This window comes from Muricauda sp. SCSIO 64092, from assembly GCF_023016285.1.
Classification (GTDB): Bacteria; Bacteroidota; Bacteroidia; order Flavobacteriales; family Flavobacteriaceae; genus Croceivirga.
This window is the reverse complement of sequence record NZ_CP095413.1, coordinates 2,661,762-2,681,602: the sequence shown is the minus strand read 5'-3', so window position 1 is coordinate 2,681,602 and position 19,841 is coordinate 2,661,762. Positions and strand designations below refer to the sequence as shown.

Sequence of the window (19,841 nt, the reverse complement as noted above, 5' to 3'; positions counted from 1 at the left end):
TTGCCCCAAACAACAGCAATGGCAAAATCGTGCAGCTTTTTGTGGTTCAAGACCTTAAAACTGTCGTTCATGGCATATCTTTTCTTTTGCTACCTTGGTAGAGGTACTTTTGTGGCGGAAACCATCCTATTATGTCCATTTCAAAAAAGGAACTTGTTTTTCAATTGGTGCTCTTGGCCGTAGTTTTCCTGTTTTATTCATTTGACAGTAAAGAGCCAGGGTTCCAGTGGTACAACGTGGCGTTTTTTTTGACCTATGCCCTAGCTGCGGTCGTAATTGGGTTTTGGTTAATGCCGCGTTTTTTATATCCTAAAAAATACTGGCATTTTTTTGGGTATGTGGCAGTGGTCATCACCATCATCATCTTACTGGAAGAATTGGTATTGGAACAAATTTTCTTTGCCGGCACCGAACGGGCAAAAGGGTTTCCCGGAGTATTCTATTCACTTTTGGACGTACTCCCAATAATTACGATCCTCTGCGGCTTTAAGTTTGGGTGGGATGCCCTCCAAAAGCAACAACAGATAGAAGCCTTAAAAAGTAGCGTTCAGGAAAGTGAGCTTCAATTTCTGAGGTCGCAGATCAATCCCCACTTTTTGTTCAACAATCTCAACAACCTATATTCTTACGCACTGGAAGGTTCCCACAAAACCCCCGAAATCATCCTAGAGCTAAGTGGGCTATTGCGATACATGCTCTATGAATGCAAAGAAAGGTTCGTTCCACTTGAAAAGGAAATCGACCAGCTGCATAACTTCATTAAGTTGAACAAGTTACAGATTGAAAATAGGGGACATGTAGTGTTTGATATACAGGAGATTGGAAGTGGGTACAGGATTGCCCCTTTGATTTTGATTGTGTTCATTGAAAATGCCTTTAAGCACAGTCAAGCTGGGCAGACCGAGAATATTGAGATTGCCGTGGGCATGAAAATGAAAGGGAACGTACTGCTTTTTAATTGCTCCAACAACTATGCGTCCGCCCAGGAACTTGAGTCCGTTACTACCGGAATTGGACTCAAAAATGTTCAAAAACGATTACAATTGCTCTATCCGGAAAAGCACAATCTCCAAATTAAGGAAGACCGTAACAGGTACCAAGTTCAATTGTCCATAGTATTGGAAAAAAACCACGGTTCATGAACTGTATTATTGTAGAAGATCAACCACCAGCGCAGCGCATCCTACAAAAATATATTGGGGAAATGGGCTCGTTGTCATTAAAGGCAACTTTCTCGGATGCTCTACGCGCAATGGAATATTTGAAAACCGAACCTGTGGACATTGTCTTTCTGGACATTCATCTGCCCAAACTTTCGGGTATGGATTTCATGAAAACCGTTCCCAATCCACCCAGTATCATCTTGACCACTGCCTTTTCTGAATATGCTTTGGAGAGTTATGAATTTAACGTCGTGGATTATCTTCTAAAGCCTTTTTCTTTTCAACGTTTTGTCAAGGCGGTTTCAAAAGTACCGCAACGAAATGTGATTTTACCTCCCGAACACAAAGAAATAGACGACTCCCCATCCAAAACGGAGATTTACATTAAGTTGGGCTATGCGCATATAAAAATTGCCATAGATGATATTTATCACATCAGTTCGGATTCGGATTACAGCGAAATCATAACGGTCAACAAGAAATATATCTCAAGCGAGCCGCTCCGCTCCTGGATGGAGACCCTCCCAAAGAATAGGTTTTATCGAATCCATAAATCACATATCGTCAATCTAAAAAAAATCGAGAAAATCGTAGGCAACCAAGTGTGCTTACAGGGGGGGCAAAAATTACCCATAGGCCGTGCCTATAAAGATGGTTTTTTGGGACATGTCCTTAAATAGTGTCCCTATGGCCAGCTAAATATGACATTAAAGGGATACTGGCCAATAGGGCAGAAACGCCCCTTTAGTTTTTGCTTTCTTACAAGTGGAAATCATAACCCCTTGTGAGTCTTTAAATAAAAGTATATTTGCAGCAAAATTCAAATTGAATGGGCAAACTGTTGATCGTAGGCACCCTTGCCTTTGATGCCATTGAATCCCCTTTTGGAAAAACGGATAAAATTTTGGGTGGTGCAGGTACCTTTATAGGATTGGCCGCGGCCCAATTTAACGTGGAATCTGCCATTGTCTCCATTGTTGGTGATGACTTTAACCAAGAATACCTGGATTTACTCAGTCAACGAAATATAGACCTTTCGGGGGTAGAAATTGTTAAGGGTGGGAAAACTTTTTTTTGGAGTGGAAAATACCACAACGACTTGAACACAAGGGATACGTTGATCACGGAATTGAACACATTGGCGGACTTTGATCCCAAGGTCCCGGACAGTTTTAAAGATGCCGATGTCGTCATGCTGGGCAATCTGGACCCCAACATTCAATTAAGTGTAATCAATCAAGTAAGTTCACGACCAAAACTTATCATTTTGGACACCATGAATTATTGGATGAACCATACTTGGAGCGATCTCTTGAAAGTGATACGGCGAGTTGATGTCATCACTTTAAACGACGAAGAAGCGAGACAGTTGACCCAGGAATATTCCTTGGTAAGGGCCGCCGAAAAAATTGAGGAAATGGGACCAAAATTTGTAGTCATCAAAAAAGGGGAGCACGGTGCCCTGCTTTTCCACAAGAAAAAAATATTTTTTGCCCCGGCGCTTCCCCTGGAAGAAGTTTTTGATCCCACTGGAGCAGGGGATACTTTTGCCGGTGGATTTGCGGGATATTTGGCCTCAACCAAGAATGTCTCGTTTGAAAACCTAAAAAATGCGGTAATACACGGTTCCAATTTGGCCTCATTCTGTGTAGAAAGATTTGGTACCGAACGAATGGTTGACCTTACGTTTCCCGAAGTGCAAAGAAGGCTGGAACAATTTAAGGAATTGACCCAGTTCAACATAGAAATAGAATAAATGCATGCCCTGTTAATCAGGGCGTTTTACTTTTACAGGATGAGTGATCCAATAAAACACGAATGCGGCATTTCATTGATCCGCCTGTTGAAACCGCTGGAATACTACAAGGAAAAGTACGGCACTGCCTTTTACGGAGTGAACAAAATGTACTTAATGATGGAAAAGCAGCACAATCGTGGTCAGGATGGTGCAGGTTTTGCCAGTATTAAGTTGGACATGGCCCCTGGGGAGCGATACATAAGCCGCGTGCGATCTATAGCACAACAGCCCATACAAGATATTTTTAAGCAGATCAATGACCGAATAAATGCTACCATCTCGGAAAATCCACAGTATTGGGACAATGTCGCCTTACAGAAAAAAGAAATCCCTTATGTTGGTGAACTGCTCCTGGGACATGTTCGTTATGGTACCTTTGGCAAGAACAGTATAGAAAGCGTCCATCCCTTTCTTCGTCAAAACAATTGGATGCACCGAAACCTAATTGTAGCGGGCAATTTTAACATGACCAATGTTGATGAGCTCTTCGGAAATTTGGTGGATTTGGGACAACATCCCAAGGAAATGGCAGATACCATTACCGTTATGGAAAAGATAGGACACTTTTTGGATGATGCCGTGGCCAAACTATACAAGGAAATCAAAAAGGAAGGATTCAATAAAAAAGAAGCTTCGCCCCATATCGCAGAACGGCTGAACATAGCCAAAATTCTGAAAAAGTCCTCCAAAAATTGGGATGGCGGTTACACTATGGGCGGCATGATGGGTCATGGCGATGCCTTTATGCTAAGAGATCCTTCGGGAATCCGGCCCTGTTACCATTATCAAGATGATGAAGTTGTTGTGGTAGCATCTGAACGGCCGGCCATACAGACCGTTTTCAATGTAAAATATGAAGATGTCAAAGAATTGGAGCCCGGTCATGCCTTGATCGTTAAAAAAAATGGGACTGTCAATATTCAAGAAGTACTACCGCCCAAAGAACGAAAAGCCTGCTCCTTTGAACGCATCTATTTTTCCAGGGGAAGTGATAAGGAGATTTACAGAGAACGCAAACTCTTGGGTAAACTGATATTCCCTGAAATCCTAAAAGCCATTGATGGTGATTTGGCCAATACCGTCTTTTCCTATATTCCCAATACCGCAGAGACGTCCTTTATGGGAATGATCAAAGAGGCCCAGAACTATTTGAATAGAAAAAAGGAGGACCAAATCTTAAAATTAGGCGCCAATATCACCAAGGAAGAACTGCACAAAATTCTGGATGTTAGGCCAAGAATAGAGAAAGTGGCCATCAAAGATGCTAAACTACGCACTTTTATAACCCAGGATAGCAGTCGGGATGATTTGGTGACCCATGTCTATGATATCTCTTATGGTTCCGTAAAACCAACGGATAATTTGGTCATCATTGATGACAGTATTGTTCGGGGAACCACTTTGAACAAAAGTATTTTGAGGATGTTGGATCGCCTCAACCCAAAAAAAATTGTTGTTGTTTCCTCCGCCCCCCAGATTCGATATCCTGATTGTTATGGAATTGACATGGCAAAATTGGAGGACTTTGTTGCTTTTAGAGCCGCTTTGGCCCTGCACAAAGATAGGGGCACCAGCGAGGCCATCCATGACATCTATCAAAAGTGCAAGGCCCAGGTGGAGCATAAAGACGCTCAGGTGCACAATTATGTACAGGAACTCTATCGGCCATTTACGGCCCAGGAAATATCCGATAAAATTTCGGAGATATTGAGTCCAAAGGAAATTAATGCTGAAGTTAAAATTATATACCAAACCATAGAAAGCCTGCATAAGGCCTGTCCCAAAAATCTTGGTGACTGGTACTTTACCGGGGACTATCCAACCCCAGGAGGAAATAGGGTAGTCAACCGTGCCTTCATCAACTTTTTTGAGGGAAAGAATCAACGAGCTTACTAAACGGTTTACCGTTCATAAAGTGTATTTTGTCGATGAAAATGACGCTTCACCGTCTTTTTGACAATGAGTTCCTACGTCCATATAAATTAGCTATTGCCATAGCATAAGTAGGTTAAGTTCATGGTAAGATTTGGGGCAAAAAAGGTGGAGAAATCTCCACCTTTTTTATTTTATGTCATCCCAACTTCAAGCCTTGTGCTCCTTTTCCTAACCTTTTATAGTCCATTGTTTTCCTTATGGTATTTCAACCAAATAAAACGGTTTTCATCTAAAAGCTTTCCGCCGGAAAAACCCTTGGCCTACATTTGGGGAACCATAGCATAAGTAGGTTAAGTTCATGGTAAGATTTGGGGAAGAAGGCGGAGTAACATCCGCCTTCTTTATGTTTGACTCCCAAGGGATTATGTTAAAATTTTCGTTTTGGCAAATCACAAATCCATCAAAAATTTCTTCGAATTTCTTTGTTATTTCCCACAATACCAGTAATTTAGTTTTGCCATAGCATAAGTAGGTTAAGTTTATGGTAAGATTTGGGACGAAAAGGGCGGGAGCTTTCCTGCCCTTTTCTATTGTATGAATATCGCTTTCCCAAACAAAAAAAGCACGACAAAACCGCCGTGCTCTTTTTTTCCAATTTTTTGGAGGACCTACTTGTTTTGCTCGTAGTTCTCTGCCACTTTGTCCCAATTGATCACATTAAAAAATGCCGTAACGTAATCCGGTCTTCTATTCTGATAGTTCAGATAATAGGCATGTTCCCAAACATCCAGTCCCAAAATGGGATGTCCACCACAGGCAACCTCCGGCATCAATGGATTATCTTGGTTTGGGGTAGAGCAAATTTCCAACTTTCCCCCTTTGTGTACACACAACCACGCCCATCCGGATCCAAAACGGGTACCTGCCGCTGCACTGAATTGCTCCTTAAAGGCATCAAAGGACCCAAATGTCTCATTTATGGCATCCGCCAAATCGCCCGATGGAGTGCCTCCACCATCTGGGGACATTACTTCCCAAAAAAGACTGTGGTTATAATATCCCCCACCATTATTTCGTACGGCACCATTGGTCATGTCCATACCGGTAAGAATATCCGTTATGGATTTGTTCTCCAAATCCGTTCCTTCGATTGCACCGTTCAACTTGGTGGTATATCCATTGTGGTGCTTGGTATGGTGAATTTCCATGGTTCTAGCATCAATATGTGGTTCCAATGCATCATAGGCATAGGGTAAATTAGGTAGTTCAAAAGCCATAATGTTGATTTTTTAGAGTTTGTAATCTGTTTATCAAAAATAAGCTTTTCATAAACAAAGTACGTTCTTTACAATGTTAACAAGATGGTAAGATTATGTACCTTGTGAAAAAAACTACTTGCCATCTGGGTTCCACATATATAATGCCTCTGCAGGTTCTGGTAAAACCTACCAACTTACCCGGTCTTATTTAAAACTTGTCCTCTCCAATATTGCGGCGCAACGGTTCAGGGAAATCCTGGCACTTACATTTACCAATAAAGCCGTGGAAGAGATGAAGACCAGAATACTGGACAGTCTTTACCGCTTTGGACATCCAGAAATTGACAAAAACGATAATCCCATGTTTTTGGAGCTGTCCGCAGAACTTGGACTATCTTCCGCTGAAATGGAAAAGAGGGCATCCAAGACCCTAAAGCTTCTACTGCACAATTATGACTTTTTTGAAGTTTCGACCATAGATAAGTTCACCCATAGGGTGATCAAGGCTTTTGCAAAGGATTTGAAGGTTTCGCAGCATTTTGAGGTGGAACTGGATACCGAACTATTGTTGGATGGGGCAATTGCCCAACTTCTTCAACGTGTCGGAGATGAACCGCAACTGCAAAAAATACTTATCGATTTTTCATTGGAAAAGGTCGAAACCGATAAGAGCTGGACCATCATAAAAGACCTCAAGAATGTTGGAGGGCTGCTCTTTAAAGAGAACCACTATGTCCACCTAAAAGGGTTGGTTGGCAAGGAAATTGGAGATTTTGAGGAACCGAAAACATTTTTTAGCACAAGGATTGCGTCACTATCAAGCCACATCACCGAATGTGCCGATAAGGCCTTAAAAATGATTCAGGACAATGGTCTGGAGTTCTCCGATTTCAAGGGCAGCTATTTTCCGAAATTCATGGGTGTACTTCAATCAGGAAATCACAAAGTGGATTTCAATGCCGCTTGGAAACAACGTTTTGATGAAACCCCACTTTACAATAAAAGCTGTCCTGAGCATACCAAAACCAAATTGGATGGATTACATCCCCATTTTTCATCTTTGTTTAAAAGCATCAAGGAAAATGTCCATGCCCTGGCATTCTTCAAAAACGTCTATACCAACATTCTTCCCCTTACGGTACTCAATGAAATCGCAAAGGAAATCTCCTTACTTCAAAAGGAGTGGGAAATCCTTCATATTTCAGAGTTCAACAAACTTATTTCCAATGAAATCGCCAACCAACCCGTCCCTTATATCTATGAACGTCTGGGAGAAAAGTACAGGCACTACTTTATAGATGAGTTCCAGGATACGTCCAAAATGCAATGGGAAAATCTGGTTCCCCTAATTGGAAACGCCCTGGAAACGGAAAACCTGAACGGTGAAAAGGGTTCGTTGGTATTGGTGGGCGATGCAAAACAATCCATTTACAGGTGGCGTGGTGGAAATCCCAAACAGTTTTTGGGACTGAGTGACAAATCCCAAAATCCGTTCACCATTGCCCCGGAAGTCCACAATCTGGATACCAACTGGCGTAGTTACGATTCCATCGTTGAATTTAACAATGATTTTTTTGGCCACATTGCACCGTACTTTAAAGAAAAGGGGTATCAAAAGCTATATTCCGAACAATGTCAACAGCAAACGAACCACAAAAAAGGGGGGTATATAGAAATCGGTTTTGCTCCAAGTACCGTTGAGGACAACACCATGTTTTATTGCGAGAACGTCTTGAAAACGATCCAACGCATTTTAAACAAAGGCTTTCACTTAAATGATATTTGCATTCTGGTCCGAAAAAACCACCATGGCATACTCTTGGCGAATTATTTGGCAGAACATGGTATTCCCATAATTTCGTCTGAGGCCCTTTTACTGGCCAATAATCCCGAAGTACAATTCCTGGTGTCCCTGTTACGATTTTTGGACAATCCTTTGGAGAAAGCACTTCAATTTGATGTGCTCGAATACCTATTTAAAACCAATAAAGAGCGACACCATTTTATAATTCAACATTTGGGCAGTTTACCGGCCTACTTAAAAGAACAGTATGCCTATGACATATCCATTGAAAGCGGTATGCCCGTATTGGATATTTTGGAAAGGGCAATCGCTTCTTTCCATTTATCGGATAAGTGCGGTGCACATGTAGTCCATTTTTTGGATACCGTTTTGGAGATAGCGGAAAAAACAGGGGTGGGTATTTATGAATTCCTGGAATATTGGAACTTGAAAAAAGAGGTTTTGGCCATCTCCGCTCCACAGGACAGGAATGCGGTTCGGCTTATGACCATCCACAAATCCAAAGGACTGGAATTTCAATTTGTCATTTTTCCCTTTGCGGATTCCAGGATCAAGGACAGGCTAAATTCAAAAAAAATATGGGTTCCCCTTGCCGCATCCGATTCCGCGGGAATTCAAAAAGTATTGGTAAACGCATCTCCGGAGCTTGAGCACTATTCGGACGATTCAAGGGAGCTCTATACCTCCGAAAACCACCTCTCGGAACTAGATGACATCAATGTGCTGTATGTAGCCCTGACAAGGGCAATTGAGGGACTTTTTGTCCTGACCAAGGAATCCAGAACCGAAACCTACGGCAAAATGTTCAAAAACTATTTGCTCCAAAAGGGCATTTGGGATTCCAACACCACGCAGTACCAGTTTGGAGAGTTTATGGAAACCATGGACAACCCACCAATACAGACAACTACAAAGCAAATCCGATATATCTATAATACCGTTGACAATCTGCCAAAAATTGCCACTGCCTCCCAATCGTTGTGGGAACCGGAACAAAACAAATCGCTGGAATGGGGCAATATGCTTCATAACATACTGGCAGAGATCAATACCTTGCAAGATGTTGATGGGGCGGTCCTTCGCGCGTTAACCAAGGGCGATGTTTCCCAGTATGATGCGAAACCAATAAGGGAAACCATTCTCAAAATTCTTACCCATCCCCAACTTTCCACATTTTTCCAAGAAAAAAGTAGGGGTAGGAATGAAGTTGAGATACTGGACGGACAAGGTCGCATATACCGACCAGATCGCTTGGTTTTCCATGGAAAGCAGGTAACGATCATTGATTACAAAACAGGCTCGCCCAATTCAAAACATCAACAGCAATTGGAATCCTATGCTACCCTTTTGGAAGAATTAGATCTTGTTGTCACTCAAAAAATTTTGGTTTACATTGGCGAGCAAATAGAACCTGTTTTCATTTAGATTATGTACGGAAAGATCAAAGAGCACTTAGACAAGGAATTGGAGGCAATTCAACAAGCCGGACTTTTTAAAAAGGAGCGTGTCATTACTTCACCCCAAAATGCGGTAATCAAGATTTCCACGGGAGAGGAGGTAATCAACTTTTGTGCGAACAATTATTTGGGGCTTTCATCCCATCCCGATGTAATACAAGCGGCCAAGGATACCCTGGATACCCATGGCTTTGGAATGTCCTCGGTTCGATTCATTTGTGGGACCCAGGACATCCATAAGGAATTGGAACAAAAAATAGCCGGGTTTTATGGAACGGAGGATACCATTCTTTATGCAGCGGCCTTTGATGCCAATGGAGGGGTGTTTGAACCCCTTCTTACCAATGAAGATGCCATTATTTCAGATTCGCTTAACCATGCATCCATTATTGATGGGGTTCGGCTGTGCAAGGCCAAACGGTATAGATATGCCAACAACGATATGTCCGATTTGGAGCAAAAGCTTATCGATGCAAATAAGGAAGGGGCCCGATTCAAGATCATAGTTACTGACGGCGTATTCTCCATGGATGGGCTATTGGCACCTTTGGACCATATCTGTACGCTTGCGGAAAAGTATGATGCCATGGTTATGGTAGATGAATGCCATGCGGCAGGTTTTATTGGTTCAACCGGGAGGGGGACCCCGGAAGAAAAAAATGTGATGGGAAAAATAGACATCATTACCGGTACCTTGGGCAAGGCCTTGGGTGGGGCCATGGGGGGCTATACCACCGGCAAAAAGGAAATCATTGAAATGTTGCGGCAACGTTCACGTCCGTATTTATTTTCCAACTCCCTGGCCCCGGCAATTGTGGGTGCATCCATAAAGGTTTTTGATCTCCTGGACAAAGACACTTCATTACGGGATAAGCTACAATGGAACACGGACTATTTCAAAAAAGGAATAAAAGAGGCCGGTTTTGACATTATTGATGGAGATTCCGCCATAGTGCCCGTAATGTTGTACAATGCAAAACTGTCCCAACAAATGGCGGACATGTTATTGAAGGAAGGTATCTATGTGATTGGATTTTTCTATCCCGTTGTTCCCAAGGAAAAAGCCCGGATAAGGGTTCAACTTTCCGCTGCCCATACCAAGGAACATCTCGATAGGGCAATCCATGCATTTGCCAAGGTGGGAAAGGTCCTAAATATCGTTTAACGGTTCATTTTTATCCATGTAATGCCTTAAAAAAAATAAACGATTGATTTTGTTAATAATTCTTAACAACTTACATTTGCAGCTGATAAACACTTAAACTTAAATTTTTGAACATGAAACATCTTAGCAAATTTTTTGTTGTTGCCTTACTTGTTTTAGGCTTTAACAACCTACAAGCGCAAGACGAAAATAATCCTTGGCAGGTGAGCTTTGGTGTAAACGCCATTGACGTTTATCCAACCGATGACAGTTCTACAAGTATCAACTTGCCTCCGTATGAGACGGGTACACTTTTTAGCGAATATTTCAACGCAAATGACCATTGGAATATCTTGCCTTCCATTTCATACATTGCCGTTTCCAGATATATCGGTGACGGATTTTCAATCGGTGCCCGTGGGTCCTTGAATAGAATAGAAAATTTGGGTGATGTAAGGGTGGATGACGTCTCTCACTTCGCTGTTGATGGTACAATTAAGTATAACATTTTTCAAAACACCAAATTGGATCCATTCGTTGAAGTAGGTGGTGGTTATACCTGGGTTGATGAGATTGGTGCCGGAACGGTAAATGGTGGTATTGGTGTGAATTACTGGTTCACCGACAATATTGGTGTTGTCCTACAAACCCAGTACAAGCATGCTTTCGAAGATTATGGAGTTAAGCATTTCCAACATTTGGGAGGTCTTAATATTAGATTCGGTGGTACGGATACTGATGGTGATGGTATTTACGACAGGGATGATGCATGTCCTGAGGTAGCCGGATTGGAAGCTTTCAATGGTTGTCCTGATTCTGATGGTGACGGTATTGAAGATGGCAAGGATAGCTGTCCCGACCAAGCTGGTTCCAAAGAAATGAATGGTTGTCCTGATTCCGATGGCGATGGTATAGCCGATAAGGATGATGCTTGTCCAAACGAAGCTGGTATTGCTGCTTTGGCCGGATGCCCAGATGCAGATGGTGACGGTATTGCAGATGGACAGGACCAATGTCCTAACGAAGCTGGTCCTGCTGAGAACAACGGATGCCCTTGGCCAGATTCTGATGGCGACACTGTTCTTGACAAAGACGATCAGTGTCCACAGGTTGCAGGTACCGTAGCCAATAACGGTTGCCCAGAAGTAACTGAAGAAGTTCAAAAGCAGTTGAACGATTATGCCAGGACGATATTGTTCGACACTGGTAAATCAAGTATCAAGGCAGAGTCTACCTCAGTTATGGTAGATATCATTCAAATTTTGAACGAATATCCAAATGCCAAGTTCACTGTTGAAGGACATACCGATAGCGTTGGTAGTGCTAAATTGAACCAAAGCCTTTCCGAGAAGAGAGCTAATTCCGTTAGGGACTTCCTAATAGGCAAAGGTATCGGTTCCGATAGGTTGACAGCTATTGGTTATGGTGAGGAAAAGCCAATTGCCACTAACAACACAAGAGCGGGTAGAACCCAAAACAGAAGGGTTGAAATTAACCTTATCAAATAAGTTTAAGTAACATATTTATAGTAATGAGCCCCGACATTTTCGGGGCTTTTTCATGTTATGGAGAGTTTTCTCAAGGAAGTTATAGAAGATCTTTATGCACAAAACAAAAGCTTTGATCATATGGCTTTTGTACTCCCCAGTAAAAGGGCTGGCCTTTTTCTTAAAAAGCACATCTCCGAATTCGTTCGCAAACCCATTTTTAGCCCGAAGATATATAGCATTGAGGAACTCATAATTGAAATATCCGGTATAGCAAATACCACTAATCTTAATTTACTACTTGAGCTCTATGAAACCTCTAAGCTATATTTAAAGTCCGAGGAACTAACGTTTCAGTCGTTTCTCTCATGGGGAAACACCTTACTTTCGGATTTTAACGAAATTGACAGGAATCTTGTTGAACACAAATCCTTATTTGCTTACCTAACCGAAAGTCAGCGTATTAAAAATTGGGGGAGTGATAAAAGGCCAACACCTTTGATCTCCAATAGCCTTAAATTCTGGAGCCAATTGGAAACGGTATATGAAAACTTTCAGTCACGGTTATTGGAAAAAGGAGTGGGGTACCAAGGATTGCTCTATAGGAAGGCCTCAGAAAAGGTACAACGCTTTTTATCCAATAATCCCGGGATAACGTATCATTTTATCGGGTTCAACGCCCTAAATGTGGCTGAAGAGCACATTTTTCAATCCTTTTTCACCAATGGAAAAGCTACTGTTTCTTGGGACATTGACTCTTATTTTGTGGAAGATGGTGTTCATGAAGCTGGTTTCTTTATTCGGAACTACCTTAAAAAATGGAATCAATTTAATGGCCTGTCCCCATTGGAGCATCGCAATCAATTCCTTAAGGAAAAGAAAATCCATATTACGGGTGTTCCCAAATCCATATCCCAAGCCAAATATGTTGGCCACATCCTAAGGGGTGTCCTAAGCCAAAACAACGAAAACAATATTGCCCTGGTCCTGGCGGACGAAACCCTATTAAAGCCCATTCTACATGCCCTTCCTGAGAATACCTCCAAAGTGAATATTACTATGGGCCTGCCCTTGAGGAAAACCACCCTTTTCGATTTTTTTGATTCCCTTTTTAACGTACACTTAAACAGGTCGAAAAATGGTTGGTACCATAAGGATGTAATAAAGTTGCTATCCAATCCATATGCCATTGCGTTTTTGAATACATCAAAAAACAATTTGGCGGGGGACCTAAAGAACCATATTAAGGAAAAAAATATCCTATTTGTGAACCAGGCGCTTTTGGATACTTTGCCCTATTCCAAATCGGCCCGGTTAAAAAGGCTTTTCAGTCCCTCCCCGCAGGGTGCGCTTTTTGCCAAGACGTGCTTGACGGTTGTTCAGGACCTTAAACAGCTATATCAAGAATCCAACGATCAACAAGAAATTCATCAACTATACGGTTTCCATCAGCTTTTTACCCAAGTACATGATTTGGTTCAAATAAAACCGTATTTAAACTCATTAAAAGCCTTAAAGCATATCTTCAATGAACTCGTTTTGACAGAAAAAATCGATTTTAAAGGGGAACCTTTGGGAGGGCTACAGATTATGGGGGTTTTGGAAAGTAGAAACCTGGATTTTGAAACTGTGATCATTACCTCGGTCAATGAAGGTATACTCCCCGCTGGAAAAAGCCAAAATTCATTTATTCCCTATGATATCAAAAAGGGATTTGGCTTACCGACCTATAAGGAGAAAGATGCCATCTACGCTTACCATTTCTATAGATTGTTGCAACGGGCCAAAAACGTCCATCTGCTTTATAATACGGAACCAGATGTTCTTCTGGGCAATGAAAAAAGTCGATTTATTTCCCAGTTGCAAACGGATACCAGCTTAGGGCCCTACATAACCCAAAGTGTTGCTGCCCCAGAGACCGCAATTGCTTTGGAACCGGCCAAGGAAATTGTAAAGACTCCTGAACTTATTGGGCTATTAATGGAGTTGGGCAGCCGTGGGTTTTCTCCATCGGCTTTGACCAACTACATTAAAAACCCGTACGACTTTTACAAAAACAACGTTCTACGACTCAATGAAGTTGAAGAAGTTGAGGAAAACATTGCCTATAACACCTTTGGAACCATTGTTCATGATACTTTGGAAGAACTCTATTTACCCCTGGTTGGGGAGAGAATTACCCCAAAAGGATTGGAATCCCTAAAAAAAGGTGTTACATCCATTACCAAAACCAATTTTGAGAAGTTTTATATGTCCAAGGATATTGAAAGTGGTCAAAACCTCATTGCCTTCCATGTCATACAGAAATATGTTTCTTCCGTTATTGATTTGGATATTGAGCGTTCCCGGTCCCACGAAATCATCCTGATGGCCCTTGAAAAAAGCATCAAAGCCCAAATCCTATTGCCAGGACATCCCCAACCGCTCTTCTTAAAGGGCAAATTGGATAGATTGGAAAGTGTAGACGGTGTTGTACACATTTTGGATTATAAAACGGGCAATGTGGCTTCATCAGAAGTTGAGGTCCTTGATGTAATGGAAACCATTACCAACGAAAAACGCTCAAAAGCTTTTCAATTGTTGTGTTATGCTTTAATGTTACACAAGGAAGACCAAATCAATAGTCTAAATGCAGGAATAGTCCCCATTAAAAAATTGAGTATGGGTATTCTACCCTTTGCTTTAAAGAAAAGCGCTAGAGGCCCCAGGGACTTGACCATAGATAAGGAGCTATTGGCCCACTTTCAAGAACACCTCTTCACTTTGCTTACTGATATATTGAATCCCGAAAAACCTTTTGTAGATACGGATTCAGTTCCCTTTTAAATCTGGTCTGGATGGTCTCACTTCAATTTTACTGGGCAGTGTACGTGGGTGCATGGTCAGTAAATCCACAACCAATTTCCCAATATCCCCAGGTTGAATCTTCCATGCATCCTTTTCCGAGGGTTCATTGCCATTAAAATAGGTTGCCACGGAACCGGGCATGATGGTAGTTACTTTAATGTCGTATTTTCTTAAATCCAACATCGCTGCTTGTGTAAACCCAACCACCCCAAACTTAGTGGCATTATAACCAGCCCCTTGGGCAAAAAAGTTTGTCCCCGCCAAACTCGCCAAGGTCATATAATATCCTTTGGACTGCCTTAATAACTCCACAGTGGCTTTGAGTGTATTAAAAGCACCGGTAAGATTGGTGTTTATCATTTGATGCCATTGGTCAAAAGTCATGGTGTCGATGGGTGAAAAATGTCCAACACCGGCATTGGCCAAAACCACATCCAACTTTCCCCATCGAGCTGTTATGGCCCTTACCACTTCCTCTTCATCTGCATATTGGGTAACATCGGACACCACAGCCATTACATTATCGCTATAACCCAATACCTCCAAGGCCTCATTAAGTGATTTTTGGTTTCTTCCACTTATGGCCACCTTCATCCCCTTTTCCAATAAACTCTTGGCAACACCCAAACCAATGCCTTTGCTTCCGCCTGTGATATAAGCTACTTTACCTTCCAGTTCCATACATTGCATATTAAAACAAAAAGCACCGATGTCACGGTGCCTTTGTGGAGAATACCGGATTCGAACCGGTGGCCTCTTGCCTGCCAGGCAAGCGCTCTAGCCAACTGAGCTAATCCCCCAAATAGATTGGCAAAGGAAACACTTTTTCAAAAAGTTTCAAAATCAATCTTTTTTAACACTGAGTACCAGAACGGGTATTGGCACATAAAATTCCGCTTTGGGAATAGTACTCTTCTCCCATAACTTTTTAAAAAAGCCCCGTTTTCTTCTAAATACGCATAATAAGTCGGGTTGTTTTTCCTTAAAATGTTCCAATACGCCCAAATAGGTGGTCTGGTTTTCAGAAATGGTCAAATTTTTGCTCAAATCCAATAGGGCCGTATTGATCTTTAAATCCTCCTCGGAGTATCCCGGTGTTTTGACCAATAACAGGTTCACTTTGGATTGGTATTTCTCCATAACCGCAATTAAAGGATGTAAGACCCTATTACGCTTTAGGATTCCTGACTTAAAAGCTACCAAAATGTTCTTTAATGGCACATATTGGGTCCCTTTAGGTACAATGAGCGCAGGAATATTGGTCTGTTTAATAATGCGACCGGAAGTGTGCCCAAGATATAATTCGTCATTAATATCATTACTTCTTGGGGCTATAATGATCAAATCAATCCCCAGGTTTTTATCGATTTCCTCCACCCCATCAACGATGTCCCCATTATACGAAGCAATTTTAATATCAACACCTTTCGTCTCAACACTGGAAATCATTTCCTTAATTTTCTCCCTATTGGAAGAAGCTACTTTCTCCTTAACATTGGACAAGTTCCCTGCAGTTGAAATAACGGTGAAAACATCCATTACAAAAACATTGCATCCAAACTCGGACGCAAAGTCAATGGCGTAGGACAATGTTTCATGACAAACAGGGGAAGTTCCCAATGGGACCAGAATATTGTTCATGGTTTGGTTATTATGTTAATACCATAAATTTACAATTTAATCGAAACGAATGCTATGATACGACGCGCAAAGATATCTGAAATTGATGATATTCTTGAAATCACAAGGGCTTGCGCCAACTATATGATGGCAAAGGGAATTTACCAATGGAACGAACATTATCCTTCCAAACTGCATTTGGAACTGGATATTGAAAGAAACGAGCTATTCGTGAAAACCAAAAATGGTTCCATTGTCGGGGCCATTGTCATTTCCGAACATATGGATGAAGAATATTTTCAAGTTCAGTGGCTTACCAAAAATGAAAAGAATATTTACATTCATCGGCTTTGTGTGCATCCAAAATATCAAGGGGAAGGGCACGCGCAAAAAATGATGTCCTATGCCGAGGACCATGCCAAAAAAAACGGGTTTGTTTCTGTTCGATTGGACACCTTCTCCCAAAACAAACGCAATCAGAAATTTTATGAGACCAGGGGATATCACAGATTGGGGGATGTCCATTTCCCCAAACAAAGTGAATATGCCTTTCATTGTTATGAACTTGTGCTATAAGCCTTTATGATCACCAAAACAGCCGTAAGCTTTAAAAACATAAACCGATTGGCCATTCCTGCCACTATTTCGGGAATAGCCGAACCACTGTTATCCATAACGGATACGGCCATTGTTGGAAATATCCCGGTGGACGGTGTGGAATCCTTGGCCGCCGCCGGAATTGTAGGTTCCTTTTTGTCCATGCTCATCTGGGTCCTGGGACAGACCAGAAGTGCCATCTCTGCCATTATCTCCCAATATCTGGGCGCCAATAAACTGAACGAGGTGAGCAATTTGCCCGCCCAGGCAATTTTTCTAAATCTTACCCTCAGTATTATCGTCCTGCTTTCCACCGTTTTTGTGATTGAGGATATTTTTAGGCTATTTGAGGCTTCAGGTAAAATATTGGACTATTGTGTTTCTTATTACGGAATCCGGGTATGGGGATTTCCATTAACGCTTTTCACCTTTGCCCTTTTTGGAATCTTTAGGGGGTTACAGAACACCTTTTATCCCATGCTGGTTGCCACTATAGGGGCTGGACTTAACATCGTATTGGATTTTGTGCTGGTCTATGGTATTGAAGGATACGTTCCCGCACTCTATTTGGAGGGTGCCGCCTGGGCGAGCCTTATTTCGCAAGCTGTAATGGCAATATTGGCATTTCTTCTCCTAATGGCCAAAACAAACATCAACCTAAAACTGCAATTGCCCATAAATAAGGAGCTAAAAAGTCTCATTTACATGAGTCTCAATCTTTTTGTACGGACCCTTGCCCTGAACACGGCACTACTACTGGCCGTTAGGGAAGCCACCGCTTTGGGCACAAAATACATTGGAGCCCATACCATAGCTGTGAACATTTGGTTGTTTGCCGCCTTTTTTATTGATGGCTATTCCGCCGCCGGAAACAGTATGGGAGGACGTTTATTGGGCGCAAAAGACTACAATGGCCTTTGGCGTCTGGCCAAAAAGATAAATACCTATGGAATTATGGTAAGCTTGATCTTGATGCTGTTGGGTTTTTTGTGCTATGAACCCATCGGGCGTCTGTTCTCCAAGGAAATTCTTGTCCTAAATACGTTCTACAGTGTTTTCTATATTGTCCTTTTTGGATTGCCCATGAACTCCATAGCTTTTCTTTTTGATGGCATGTTCAAGGGTATGGGCAAAATGAAATACCTCCGCAACGTATTATTGGTGGCCACTTTTCTTGGTTTTGTGCCAACCTTGTATTTGGGATTGTATTTAGGTTGGGGCATCCATGCTATTTGGATGGCCTTTATCATTTGGATGCTGTTCAGAAGTATGCCGTTGGTTTGGAAATTCAGGACTACCTTTAAACCATTGTTGCAAAAGGGTTAATTTAGAAGTCGTTAAAAAAGACTATTCAAGTTAAGGGCCATTGAGTGGATTTCACGGAAGAACATATGAGCAGTTTTTTTAATCGAATTGATAGATTAAATTCCACTCTCACACCTTTATTTGGAAAAATGAACGTCCATCAAATGGTCTGTCACTGTACTGACTTTTTTAGAATGGCCAAAGGAACCAAAACCTCCAGGGAATATGGTAGGGTCAACACAAAGGAACTGATTGAACTCGCCAAGTTGGGCAAGACAACACCCGCACCAAAAGGATTTGGACAGGTCGAAGGAGAGGGAACGGCCCCAACCAACCTGGAAAAAGACCTAAGAACCTTGAAGGAACATATCTTGGAGTTTTCAAATTTCAAAAATGATTTTGACTTTGCAGAACATCCCTACTTTGGTAAGATAGATCAAGAACGCTGGACTAAATTGGCTGTTTACCATTTAAATCATCATCTAAGCCAATTTGGTGTTTGAACCAATAGCATATTAAAGTACAATGCAAACATCACGAAACAACGGAAGCCTATATACCAAAATAGAAAATGGAATCGCCCATGTGGAGTTTGGGCATCCTGCAAGCAACTCCTTTGTATCCGAGTTGTTAAAGCGGCTAACCACTGAATTCGAAAAGCTTTCGGAGGACCGTGAAGTGTCGGTCATTCTTTTAAAATCAGAAGGGAAGCGGGCTTTCTGTGCCGGAGCTTCCTTTGATGAGTTGGTGGCCATTTCCAATCTGGAAGAAGGCAAAACATTCTTTAGTGGATTTGCCCATGTCATCAACGCCATGCGAAAGTGTCCCAAACCCATTTTGGGGCGTGTACAAGGAAAGACCGTTGGGGGTGGTGTAGGTTTGGCATCGGCCTGTGATTATGTACATGCCACGGTAGATGCGGCCATAAAGCTCTCCGAGATCGCTGTGGGCATTGGGCCATTTGTCATTGCTCCGGCAGTGGAACGCAAAATGGGCAAAGCCGCCTTGGCCGAACTATCCTTTTATCCTACCGAATGGAAAAATGCATATTGGGCCAAGGAAAAAGGATTGTATGCCAAAGTATACGACTCCATTGCCGAAATGGACAAAGAAATTGAAATTCACCTTCAGAAACTTTCCACCTATAATCCCAAAGCCTTGTCCAAAATGAAGAGCGTCCTGTGGGAAGGGACGGAAACTTGGGACAAATTGCTTAGTGAAAGGGCAGCTTTGAGTGGGGAATTGGCATTGTCCCCACATACCAAAAAGTCATTGGAAGCGTTCAAAAAGTAATTATGGACATACTTTCAGCACTTAACAGCGACCTTTTATTGCCCCTACTGGCCCTTCTTGTCATTGCGGTTTACTTGATTACCCGTATTAGAAATCACAAAAGGTTTAAACGCTGACCCTTATAGGGACACAGTAAAAATTCAATTCTTTTTGGAGACTTTATCCAGGTAGTGTTATTTTGCTTAGGATTGG

The 19,841-nt window shown here is 41.9% G+C and carries 15 protein-coding genes and 1 tRNA gene; 12 read left to right on the top strand and 4 right to left on the bottom strand.

Going from position 1 to position 19,841, the window contains the following annotated elements; translation table 11 throughout:
- Positions 1-131: 131 nt before the first annotated feature.
- The 4 genes from L0P88_RS11310 (at position 132) to L0P88_RS11295 (ending at position 4,857) form a co-directional block, all read left to right on the top strand.
- The gene (locus tag L0P88_RS11310) at positions 132-1,142 is read left to right on the top strand and encodes a sensor histidine kinase (RefSeq protein ID WP_247134678.1); all 1,011 of its coding nucleotides are present in this window, start codon (positions 132-134) and stop codon (positions 1,140-1,142) included.
- Positions 1,139-1,843 (top strand): LytR/AlgR family response regulator transcription factor, encoded by a 705-nt coding sequence (locus L0P88_RS11305; RefSeq protein ID WP_247134677.1) that lies wholly within the window; start codon positions 1,139-1,141, stop codon positions 1,841-1,843. Before L0P88_RS11310 ends, L0P88_RS11305 begins: the two co-directional genes overlap by 4 nt.
- 149 nt (positions 1,844-1,992) lie before the next feature.
- The gene (locus L0P88_RS11300; protein WP_247134676.1) at positions 1,993-2,919 is read left to right on the top strand and encodes a PfkB family carbohydrate kinase; all 927 of its coding nucleotides are present in this window, start codon (positions 1,993-1,995) and stop codon (positions 2,917-2,919) included.
- A gap of 39 nt (positions 2,920-2,958) precedes the next feature.
- Positions 2,959-4,857: an amidophosphoribosyltransferase gene (locus L0P88_RS11295; RefSeq protein ID WP_247134675.1), complete on the top strand. Its 1,899-nt coding sequence runs from the start codon at positions 2,959-2,961 to the stop codon at positions 4,855-4,857.
- 647 nt (positions 4,858-5,504) lie between these two features.
- Here the strand turns inward: L0P88_RS11295 and L0P88_RS11290 are convergent.
- Positions 5,505-6,113, bottom strand: a complete 609-nt coding sequence (locus L0P88_RS11290) for a superoxide dismutase (RefSeq protein WP_247134674.1) — start codon at positions 6,111-6,113, stop codon at positions 5,505-5,507.
- A 118-nt stretch (positions 6,114-6,231) separates the two neighbouring features.
- On the opposite strand from L0P88_RS11290, the gene L0P88_RS11285 reads away from it, so the two are divergent.
- From L0P88_RS11285 to L0P88_RS11270, 4 genes are all read left to right on the top strand, one after another.
- Positions 6,232-9,324 carry a UvrD-helicase domain-containing protein gene (locus L0P88_RS11285; protein WP_247134673.1) on the top strand — a complete coding sequence of 1,031 codons (3,093 nt, stop codon included), beginning with the start codon at positions 6,232-6,234 and terminating at the stop codon, positions 9,322-9,324.
- 3 nt (positions 9,325-9,327) lie between these two features.
- Positions 9,328-10,521, top strand: coding sequence for a glycine C-acetyltransferase (gene kbl, locus L0P88_RS11280; RefSeq protein ID WP_247134672.1), 1,194 nt, complete (start codon positions 9,328-9,330; stop codon positions 10,519-10,521).
- A 113-nt stretch (positions 10,522-10,634) separates the two neighbouring features.
- Positions 10,635-12,008, top strand: a complete 1,374-nt coding sequence (locus L0P88_RS11275) for an OmpA family protein (protein WP_247134671.1) — start codon at positions 10,635-10,637, stop codon at positions 12,006-12,008.
- 120 nt (positions 12,009-12,128) lie between these two features.
- Complete coding sequence (locus L0P88_RS11270; RefSeq protein WP_247134670.1) at positions 12,129-14,813, top strand: PD-(D/E)XK nuclease family protein; 2,685 nt, start codon at positions 12,129-12,131, stop codon at positions 14,811-14,813.
- Here L0P88_RS11270 and L0P88_RS11265 read toward each other — a convergent pair.
- The 3 genes from L0P88_RS11265 to L0P88_RS11255 form a co-directional block, all read right to left on the bottom strand.
- Positions 14,799-15,515, bottom strand: coding sequence for an SDR family oxidoreductase (locus tag L0P88_RS11265; protein WP_247134669.1), 717 nt, complete (start codon positions 15,513-15,515; stop codon positions 14,799-14,801). The genes L0P88_RS11270 and L0P88_RS11265 overlap by 15 nt on opposite strands.
- Positions 15,516-15,560: 45 nt before the next feature.
- A tRNA-Ala gene (locus L0P88_RS11260) sits at positions 15,561-15,634 on the bottom strand.
- 43 nt (positions 15,635-15,677) lie between these two features.
- Positions 15,678-16,475 (bottom strand): universal stress protein, encoded by a 798-nt coding sequence (locus L0P88_RS11255; RefSeq protein ID WP_247134668.1) that lies wholly within the window; start codon positions 16,473-16,475, stop codon positions 15,678-15,680.
- 54 nt (positions 16,476-16,529) lie between these two features.
- On the opposite strand from L0P88_RS11255, the gene L0P88_RS11250 reads away from it, so the two are divergent.
- The 4 genes from L0P88_RS11250 (at position 16,530) to L0P88_RS11235 (ending at position 19,649) form a co-directional block, all read left to right on the top strand.
- A complete protein-coding gene (locus L0P88_RS11250) occupies positions 16,530-17,030 on the top strand; it encodes a GNAT family N-acetyltransferase (RefSeq protein ID WP_247134667.1) in 501 nt (166 codons plus the stop codon).
- 6 nt (positions 17,031-17,036) lie between these two features.
- A complete protein-coding gene (locus tag L0P88_RS11245; RefSeq protein WP_247134666.1) occupies positions 17,037-18,377 on the top strand; it encodes an MATE family efflux transporter in 1,341 nt (446 codons plus the stop codon).
- Between the two features lie 128 nt (positions 18,378-18,505).
- Positions 18,506-18,859 (top strand): DUF1569 domain-containing protein, encoded by a 354-nt coding sequence (locus tag L0P88_RS11240; RefSeq protein WP_247134665.1) that lies wholly within the window; start codon positions 18,506-18,508, stop codon positions 18,857-18,859.
- Between the two features lie 22 nt (positions 18,860-18,881).
- Positions 18,882-19,649 carry an enoyl-CoA hydratase/isomerase family protein gene (locus L0P88_RS11235; protein ID WP_247134664.1) on the top strand — a complete coding sequence of 256 codons (768 nt, stop codon included), beginning with the start codon at positions 18,882-18,884 and terminating at the stop codon, positions 19,647-19,649.
- Positions 19,650-19,841 lie beyond the last annotated feature (192 nt).

Bases quoted from the DNA above. Each gene is read 5' to 3' on its own strand.
- L0P88_RS11250 (WP_247134667.1), top strand. From the start codon at position 16,530: ATGATACGACGCGCAAAGATATCTGAAATTGATGATATTCTTGAAATC.
- L0P88_RS11305 (WP_247134677.1), top strand. From the start codon at position 1,139: ATGAACTGTATTATTGTAGAAGATCAACCACCAGCGCAGCGCATCCTA.
- L0P88_RS11290 (WP_247134674.1), bottom strand. From the start codon at position 6,113: ATGGCTTTTGAACTACCTAATTTACCCTATGCCTATGATGCATTGGAA.
- L0P88_RS11245 (WP_247134666.1), top strand. From the start codon at position 17,037: ATGATCACCAAAACAGCCGTAAGCTTTAAAAACATAAACCGATTGGCC.
- L0P88_RS11275 (WP_247134671.1), top strand. From the start codon at position 10,635: ATGAAACATCTTAGCAAATTTTTTGTTGTTGCCTTACTTGTTTTAGGC.
- L0P88_RS11240 (WP_247134665.1), top strand. From the start codon at position 18,506: ATGAACGTCCATCAAATGGTCTGTCACTGTACTGACTTTTTTAGAATG.
- L0P88_RS11235 (WP_247134664.1), top strand. From the start codon at position 18,882: ATGCAAACATCACGAAACAACGGAAGCCTATATACCAAAATAGAAAAT.
- L0P88_RS11310 (WP_247134678.1), top strand. From the start codon at position 132: ATGTCCATTTCAAAAAAGGAACTTGTTTTTCAATTGGTGCTCTTGGCC.
- L0P88_RS11300 (WP_247134676.1), top strand. From the start codon at position 1,993: ATGGGCAAACTGTTGATCGTAGGCACCCTTGCCTTTGATGCCATTGAA.
- kbl (WP_247134672.1), top strand. From the start codon at position 9,328: ATGTACGGAAAGATCAAAGAGCACTTAGACAAGGAATTGGAGGCAATT.
- L0P88_RS11265 (WP_247134669.1), bottom strand. From the start codon at position 15,515: ATGGAACTGGAAGGTAAAGTAGCTTATATCACAGGCGGAAGCAAAGGC.
- L0P88_RS11270 (WP_247134670.1), top strand. From the start codon at position 12,129: ATGGCTTTTGTACTCCCCAGTAAAAGGGCTGGCCTTTTTCTTAAAAAG.
- L0P88_RS11255 (WP_247134668.1), bottom strand. From the start codon at position 16,475: ATGAACAATATTCTGGTCCCATTGGGAACTTCCCCTGTTTGTCATGAA.
- L0P88_RS11295 (WP_247134675.1), top strand. From the start codon at position 2,959: ATGAGTGATCCAATAAAACACGAATGCGGCATTTCATTGATCCGCCTG.